The organism is Streptomyces globisporus (assembly GCF_003501885.1).
In the GTDB taxonomy this organism is placed as follows: Bacteria; Actinomycetota; Actinomycetes; order Streptomycetales; family Streptomycetaceae; genus Streptomyces; species Streptomyces globisporus_D.
The window spans coordinates 1-7,581 of record NZ_QWFA01000256.1 but is presented as its reverse complement, the minus strand read 5'-3'; the positions used below and the strand labels follow the sequence as shown (position 1 = coordinate 7,581).

The window sequence follows — 7,581 nt, the reverse complement described above, 5'->3', positions numbered from 1 at the left end:
CGCTTCGGCCTCCCCCGCCCCGAAGAAGCCGCCGACGATGGCCCCGGGCCCCGCAGGCCGCACCCCGGTCTTCGAACGGAGAACGACGGGCGGGGGCAGGGGCGCGGGCGGCGGCTCGGCGGAGAAGGTCGTGGCCCTCACCTTCGACGCCGACATGACGGCCGATCAGGGCCCCCGGGCCGCCTCGGGCGAGCGGTTCGACAATCCGGAGCTGGTCGCCCAGCTGCGCCGGCTGAAAGTGCCCTCCACCGTCTTCATGACCGGCCGCTGGGCCGAGGAGTACCCGGCCCAGGCGAAGGCGATCGGCGCCGACCCCCTGTTCGAGGTCGCCAACCACTCCTACAGCCATCACGCGTTCAGCTCCCCCTGCTACGGGCTGCCGGTGGTCGGCAAGAACGCGATGACCCGCGACGTCGAACGCGCCTTCACCGCGTTCCGGAAGGCTGGGGTGCGGAACGTGGTGCCGTACTTCCGCTTCCCCGGCGGCTGTTACGACGACACGGCCCTGCGCGCCCTGGCCCCGGCGAACGTGACGGCCGTCCAGTGGGACGTGGTCAGCGGCGACGCCTTCGCCACGGACGCGGACGCGGTCGCCGAGCAGGTGCTGAACGGGGTCCGGCCGGGCTCGCTCGTGGTGATGCACTGCACCCGCAGCGCGGCCCCGGCCACCGAGGCGGCGGTCCGCCGGATCGTGCCGGAGCTGCGCGAGCGCGGCTACCGGTTCGTGAAGGTGTCGGAGCTGATGGAGGACGGCGCCTGAGCCGGGGCCGGGTCGTCAGTCAGCCGGAGCAGGCCGTGCGGCCCGCCTCCTGCCAGGTGCAGACCGGGCAGAGCGTGGCGCCCTTCGTCGACTCCGGGTGCTCCGTCGGTTCGCGGCACAGAACGCACTCGGCGTACGGAGGGCCCTCGGCGGTCCCGGTGGGCGGGGCGGGCGCGATCCGCCCCGGGGTCTCGCAGTACGTTTCGTCCACGTCCCCGAGCCTACTCACCCGCGTCGGGCGGCGATCCGGCAGACGAGAAACGCTGCAGCTACGGCGACGGCCGCCGCCCCGAGCGACGGCAGCGCGGGCGGGTCGAACGTCCCGGTCCGCGATCCGGTGACCAGGGCGGTGACCGCGTACCGCGCCGGGGATCCGGCGGTCACGAGCGCCAGGAGCGAGCCGAGGACGGCCGCCGCGACCGACCAGCCCCGGCGGCGCAGCACCGGGCGGGTGCTGAGCGCCCCCACGGCCGCGCCCAGCAACACGCAGCACAGGGCCGCGAGCAGTCCGGCGAGCGCGGCGGCCGGCCGGGAGACGGCGTGGGTGCCGTTGTCGGTGGCCGGGCTGCTGACGAGCAGGACGACCGCGGTGGTCGCCCCGGCGAGCACCGCCGCACAGCCGGTGGCGGTGAGCAGCGCCGCCAGGTGGACCCGCCGGGGTCCGGCGGCCGCCGAGGCGACCGCCCGGGCCGCGGGCGGCTCCTGGCCGACGCAGAGGTGGACGGCCCACGCCGTGACGGGCAGCAGGGCGGCGGCCGCGAAACCGAGCGAACCCAGCACGGGTTGGCCGCTCTGTACGCCGACGGCGAGGACGGCCGCGTACAGCAGGAGAGGCGCCGTCCAGCGCTGGGAGCGGGCGAGCAGGGCGGCCTGGTAGCGAAGGAGAGCGGTCATGGCGCTTCGGACACCTCGGCCTGTTCGGATACCTCAGCCTGCCCGGGCGGCCCCGTCGGCTCGGGTGCGTCGAGGGCATGGGCGGCGTCGACAGGGGCCACCTGCCGGATGTGCCACGGCGGACGAGCCGTCAGCAAGGCCGTCAGCAGGGCGTCGGAGTACGGCTTCGGGACGGTGAGGCGTACGAGGTCGGGGGCCACACCCGTCCCTCGTTCCCGGACCGGGGCGCCCGGCAGGTCCCGGGGCAGCGCCGCGTCGGGCGGGCCCTCCGCCTCGATCAGGACGCGGGGGCCGGGGACGGGGCGCGTTGCCGTCGAAGGCTTCGCCCGGTTCACGCCGCCGTCCCCCATCCGCAGGGTCAGGTCGGCCGCACCGGCGAGCCGTCGCGGGTCGTGGTCGACGAAGACGACGGTGGCGCCGCCCGCGACGCGTTCGGCCACGGCACGGTCGAGTTCGGCCCGGGCGGCGGTGTCGAGCCCGGTCCATGCCTCGTCGAGGACCAGCAGGTCCGGCGCGGCGAGCAGCGCCTGGGCGACGGCGACCTTCTGGCTGGTGCCCTTGGAGAGTTCGGCGAGCGGGGTACGGGCGTGCTCCGCCGCCCCGAACCGGGTCAGCCACTCCCCCGCCCGCCGCTTCGCCTCGGCCGTCCGCAGTCCGTGGATGCGGCCGAGGTGGACGAGGTAGCCGGTGGCGGTCAGGGGCAGCGCCGCCGGGAAACGCTCGGGGACGTACGCCGTACGGGCCGGGCGGCCGGTGATCCGCCCCTCGGCGGGAGCCTCGATCCCGGCGAGGAGCCGTAACAGGGTCGACTTTCCGGCGCCGTTGCCGCCTTCGACGCGGACGAGGGCCCGCGCGGGCAGGGCGAGGTCGATCCCGCGCAGCACCCACGTGCCGGCGAGACCGTACCGGTGCCCCACGCCCCGTAGGTCCAAGGTCAGTTGGAGGTCTTCTCGGGCCTGGCCTCGCTCGGGCGGACGATGACGAAGCCCTCGCCCTGGAGCATCAGCTGGACCGCCTCGCCGGAGCCCCCGCGGACCATCGAGCCGACGCTCTGGGAGCGGTTCAGGCTGGTCGTGAGCTGCTGGCTCCAGCCGACGACCGCGTCCGTGTCCACATACACCGGCTGGGCGGCCGTCACGGGGATCACGATCGGGGTGCCCTCGCACATCAGGCCGAGCTTGCCGTAACCCGTGAAGACGCTGTTGAAGAGGCCGCCGCCGACCATTCCGGCGCCCTTCACGGTCTTGATCTCGTAGGAGAGCGTGGGGTCGAAGCAGAGGACGTTGCGGCCGTTGATGGTGATCGAGTCGCCCTGGTCCAGCTCCACGATGAAACAGTTCGCCGCCTCGTGCGCGAACCAGGCCTCGCCCTGGCCCCGGACGGCCATCAGCGCGAGGCCCTCGCCGGTGACGGCGCGCTTGAGCATGCCGCCGATGCCCTGGCCCTTGCGCTCGAACTGGAGGTTGCCGCGGAAGGCGATCATCGAGCCCTGCCGGGCGTGCATCTCCCCGTTGACGGCGTACTTGATCGACTTGGCGTTCTGCAGTGTCATCCCGGGGGCGGTGGCCGGCTGGGCCATGTGCTCGCTGGAAAAGAGATCGCTCTTCATGCGGAGCATCCTCACCCGGACCCGGTCGTTCCGCCAAGCAGGTGACCTCGTCCGCCTGGCAGACTGGGACGGTGACCAGCCATGACACCCCCTCCCCCGCCTCCGGGAGCCCGTTCCGCAGCGGCCCGACCGACCGCGACCAGGCACCGCAGTTCGTGCTGCCCCTGGTGCTCCACCTGGAGAAGACGGACCCGCCCGCCCGCACCGACGCGCTGCGGGCCGCCGCCCGGGCGGTGCTGACGATCCTCTCCGACGAGCGGTCCCTGGGCGACGGCGAGTGGGCGGCGGCGATGCGGGACTGGCAGGACGCCCGGATCCGCAAGGTCGTGCGCCGGGCGCGCGGTGCGGAGTGGCGCAAGGCGGCGGCGCTCGACGGCATCACGGTGACGGGCGAGGAGGGCTCGGAGGTACGGGTGTTCCCGCCGATCCCGCTCGACGGCTGGCCCAAGGAGCTGGCCAAGCTCCAGGTGTCGGGCACCGACCTGGACGACCCCGAGCCGCCCGCCGCGCCCGATCTCTCGGGCCCGGTCCTGTGGCTGAACCCCGATGTCGACATGTCGGCCGGCAAGACGATGGCCCAGGCCGGGCACGGGGCGCAGCTCGTCTGGTGGGAGCTGTCCGAGACCGAGCGCAAGGCCTGGCGCGAGGCCGGGTTCCCGCTCTCCGTGGCCACCCCCGGGGCGGAGCGCTGGCGGGAGCTGACGGCGAGCGGGCTTCCGGTGGTGCGCGACGCGGGGTTCACCGAGATCGCCCCGGGCTCCTGCACGGTGATCGCCGACCACCCGGCGCTGCGCCGCTGAACGGGACGGCGACCGCGGCGGATCCCCGTCGCGGAGCCGCGACCACATCGCCCACGCGCTGAACGTTCCTGGTTCCCCTTACGTATCTCCCGGTACTGCCCTATCGGCACTACCGCCAAGTAGCCTGCACAGCCAGTCGATTGGCGGTTGATTGACGCCTGTTCGATCGACGCTGTCACGCCTCGGCCCGGGAGACACCTTGTTGCGACGCATCAACGGCACGGCCCTCATCATCGCGGCGCTGGTCGCCACAGTCTGCGCGCTCGCGTTCCCCGTCTGGTCCTACGCGGACCGTTCGGGCACCGGCGAGGCGAATCTCAACGCGTCCAGTGTGGCCACCCAGTGGGGGCCGCTCTCCGCGACCGACCGGGACTTCCTGGTCAAGGTGCGGCTCGCCGGGCTGTGGGAGCTGCCCGCCGGGCAGCAGGCGATCGAACGGGCGCCCAGCGAGGCGACGAAGGCCGCCGGTGACCACCTCGTCGTCGGGCACACGGACCTCGACCGGCGGGCCCGGGACGTCGCGGCGAAGCTCGGGGTGGAGCTGCCCAACCAGCCCACCACCCAGCAGCAGGAGTGGCTGCGGGAGCTGACGGCGGCGAGCGGGGACGAGTACGAGCGGAAGTTCGCCAATATCCTGCGCGCCGCCCACGGCAAGGTCTTCGGCCTGATCGGCCAGGTCCGCCACACCACCCGGAACACGCTGATCCGGCAGCTGGCGAGCGACGCCAACCAGACCGTGCTGGACCACATCACCATGCTGGAGGCCACCGGGTTCGTGGACTTCGACGCCCTGGCGCGCGAAGCGGTGAGCGGGTCGACGTCCAGTCCTTCCGGCCCGTCGATGCCCCGGGACGGCCAGGCCCCGCTGGCCCCGGTGCCGGCGACGCCGACCGGCGACCAGTCCTTCACCTCGCGCCCGGTGCCGCCCACGATGATGCCGATGCCGTAACGACGGCGGCGGGTCCGGAACCTCAAATGAAGCTCTGAACGTCCCTCCGGTCGGGTTCATCGCCGCGCGACGGGGCCATGACCCCTGAACAGAACGAGGTGAGCAGGGGGACGGGGGGCGTCATGGAACTGGGTACAGGTATCGGCTGGCGGCCGGAGATCGCGGCCGATGTGGAGTCGCTGAGCGGGATCGACTGGGTCGAGGCGGTCGCGGAGAACCTCTGCGCCGACCACCTTCCCGACTCCCTGGTACGGCTGCGGGAGCGCGGGGTGACCGTCGTGCCGCACGGGGTGGCGCTCGGCCTCGGCGGCGCGGACCGTCCCGACCCCGACCGGCTCGCCGGTCTCGCGGCGCGCGCCGAACTGCTGGGGGCACCCCTGGTGACCGAGCACATCGCGTTCGTACGGGCCGGGGGGCCGCTGACCGCGTCGCCGAGGCTGGAGGCGGGGCACCTGCTTCCGGTGCCCCGCACCCGGGACGCGCTGGACGTGCTCTGCGAGAACGTGCGGATCGCACAGGACTCGCTGCCGGTGCCGCTCGCCCTGGAGAACATCGCCGCGCTGATCACCTGGCCGGACGAGGAGCTCACCGAGGGGCAGTTCCTGGCCGAGCTGGTCGAGCGGACCGGGGTACGGCTGCTGATCGACGTGGCCAATCTGCACACCAACCACGTCAACCTCGGCCAGGACCCGGCGAAGGCGCTGGACGAGCTGCCGGTGGAGGCCATCGCGTACGTCCATGTGGCGGGCGGGGTCGAGAAGAACGGCGTCTGGCACGACACGCACGCCCACCCGGTGTCCGAACCCGTCCTGGAGGTGCTGGCCGAGCTGCGCTCCCGGGTCGATCCGCCCGGCGTGCTGCTGGAGCGGGACGACGCCTTCCCGCCGGGCGCGGAGCTGGCGGGCGAGCTCGACGCGATCCGGGCGACGCTGCGGAAGGCGGCGCCCTCGGCGAACCCGGGTCCGGTCGCGAGCCCGGGCCCGCGACCGGACCCCGCTCCCGCGTCCGACGACACCGCCGGCGCCGGGGCCCGTACGGCCGCAACCGCCCCCGTGCCCGCCGCCACCCGTGACCGTACCGCCGTCGCGCAGACCGCCCTGCTCTCCGCCCTGGTCGCCGGAACGCCCGCCCCCGCGGGCTTCGACCACCGGCGGCTGCGGGTGCAGAGCCGGGCGCTGGCCGCCAAGCGTTCCGACGTCGTCGCCAAGGTGGCCCCCGAACTGCCGGAGATCCTCGGCAACGGCTACCGCACCGCGTTCCTCGCGTACGCCGGGAGCCGCCCGATGTCCGGCGGCTACCGCCGGGACGCCCTGGACTTCGCGGAGCACGTGCTCATCGCGGGCGGCCCGGCCGATCCGGCGGCGCGGCGCCGGCTGACGTACTGGTGGCAGGATCGGTCGGGCGCCCGGCCCCCGCGCCGCACCACCCGTCTGGTCCGGGCGGCCCGTGCCGTCCTCGTGGGGAAGTGACCGCCATGAACACGCTCGCTCTGCTGGCGACCCTCGCGGTCGTCGTCTCGTCGGTGCTGCTCGTCGCCAAAGCGGTGGCCGAGCGGTCCCGCCGCCCCTCTCCGGGCCCCGGCGTCGCCCTTCACGACGTGTACGAGGTCGCGTTCCTGAACGGCGGTCCGGCCAGGGTCGTGGACACCGCCCTGACCGCCCTGCACGCGGACGGCCGGCTGGCGGTCGGCGGGCCCGGCATCGTCGCCGTACAGCGGGCGCAGGCGAACGACCCGGTGGAACGCGCGGTGCTCCAGGAGCTGGCCGCCGCCCCGAACGGCGCCCTGCACGTCCTGCGGGAAGCGGTGATGCGGCACCCGGCGGTCCAGGAGGTCGGCGACGGACTCGCGGCGCGCGGGCTGCTGGTGCCGCCCCACCGGCTCCGCCCGCTGCGGCGGTGGGGCCTGACCCAGGGGACCGTGTGCCTGGTCGCCCTGCCGCTGAGCCTGTTGCTGACGTTCGCCCAGTTCGCCACGGACGACTCCCTGGACTTCTCGGTCCCGTTCATCATGAAGATGCTGCCCGCGATCGTGATCGGCTCGTTCATCGGGCTGATCGTCGCCAACTCCTCCGCGGGCCGCCTCACGGCGTCGGGGCGCCACGCCGCCCAGTCGTTCCGGGCCGCCTACGCCCACGTGGTGACCCCCGCCCATCTCGTCGCCACCCTGGGCCTGCGCGCCCTGCCGGACCCGGTGTTCCAGGCCCAGTTGATGGCCGCGGCACGGCTGGGCGCGCCGCGCCGGGCCCAGTTGATGGCCGCGGCACGGCTGGGCGCGCCGCGCCGGCGGTCCTCCGGGCGGCGCGTCGGCGGGTCCACGGCGACGGGGGTCACCGCCGTCGGCGTGGCGACGGTCTGGTGCGCCGCGTCCGGTCCCGGTGGCTCCAGTTGCGGCGGGTCGACCGGGGGCGGCTCCGGATCGAGCTGCGGAGGCGGCTCCGGGTGCTCCTCGGGGTCCGGGTGCGGAGGCGGCAGCGGATCGAACTGCGGAGGCTCGGGCGGGTCGAGTTGCGGCAGCTCCAGCGGCTCCAGCTGCGGAGGCGGGGGCGGGGGCGGATCCAGCTGTGGGGGC

Annotated in this window: 9 protein-coding genes; 5 read left to right on the top strand and 4 right to left on the bottom strand. The window is 74.3% G+C overall.

Features of this window, described 5'->3' with window-relative positions:
* Positions 1-760: polysaccharide deacetylase family protein (locus D3105_RS30960; RefSeq protein ID WP_240647088.1), on the top strand; the 760-nt coding region annotated here is incomplete at its 5' end.
* A gap of 19 nt (positions 761-779) precedes the next feature.
* Here D3105_RS30960 and D3105_RS30955 read toward each other — a convergent pair.
* Genes D3105_RS30955 through D3105_RS30940 form a run of 4 tightly spaced genes read right to left on the bottom strand, consistent with a single transcriptional unit; the run spans position 780 to position 3,263 of the window.
* Complete coding sequence (locus tag D3105_RS30955; RefSeq protein WP_118906214.1) at positions 780-971, bottom strand: hypothetical protein; 192 nt, start codon at positions 969-971, stop codon at positions 780-782.
* A gap of 14 nt (positions 972-985) precedes the next feature.
* The gene (locus D3105_RS30950; RefSeq protein ID WP_118906213.1) at positions 986-1,654 is read right to left on the bottom strand and encodes an ABC transporter; all 669 of its coding nucleotides are present in this window, start codon (positions 1,652-1,654) and stop codon (positions 986-988) included.
* Positions 1,651-2,586 carry an ABC transporter ATP-binding protein gene (locus D3105_RS30945; RefSeq protein WP_206272992.1) on the bottom strand — a complete coding sequence of 312 codons (936 nt, stop codon included), beginning with the start codon at positions 2,584-2,586 and terminating at the stop codon, positions 1,651-1,653. The genes D3105_RS30950 and D3105_RS30945 overlap by 4 nt, the downstream gene beginning before the upstream one ends.
* Positions 2,587-2,588: 2 nt before the next feature.
* Positions 2,589-3,263 carry an AIM24 family protein gene (locus tag D3105_RS30940; RefSeq protein WP_032777597.1) on the bottom strand — a complete coding sequence of 225 codons (675 nt, stop codon included), beginning with the start codon at positions 3,261-3,263 and terminating at the stop codon, positions 2,589-2,591.
* A 71-nt stretch (positions 3,264-3,334) separates the two neighbouring features.
* On the opposite strand from D3105_RS30940, the gene D3105_RS30935 reads away from it, so the two are divergent.
* From D3105_RS30935 to D3105_RS30920, 4 genes are all read left to right on the top strand, one after another.
* On the top strand, positions 3,335-4,063 hold the full coding sequence (locus D3105_RS30935; protein WP_118906212.1) for an aminoacyl-tRNA hydrolase: 729 nt from the start codon (positions 3,335-3,337) through the stop codon (positions 4,061-4,063).
* A 202-nt stretch (positions 4,064-4,265) separates the two neighbouring features.
* Complete coding sequence (locus tag D3105_RS30930; protein WP_206272994.1) at positions 4,266-5,012, top strand: DUF4142 domain-containing protein; 747 nt, start codon at positions 4,266-4,268, stop codon at positions 5,010-5,012.
* Between the two features lie 122 nt (positions 5,013-5,134).
* Positions 5,135-6,481: a DUF692 domain-containing protein gene (locus D3105_RS30925; RefSeq protein ID WP_118906210.1), complete on the top strand. Its 1,347-nt coding sequence runs from the start codon at positions 5,135-5,137 to the stop codon at positions 6,479-6,481.
* A 5-nt stretch (positions 6,482-6,486) separates the two neighbouring features.
* Positions 6,487-7,581, top strand: a 1,095-nt coding sequence (locus tag D3105_RS30920) for a TIGR04222 domain-containing membrane protein (RefSeq protein WP_118906216.1), incomplete at its 3' end; no start/stop codon positions are given.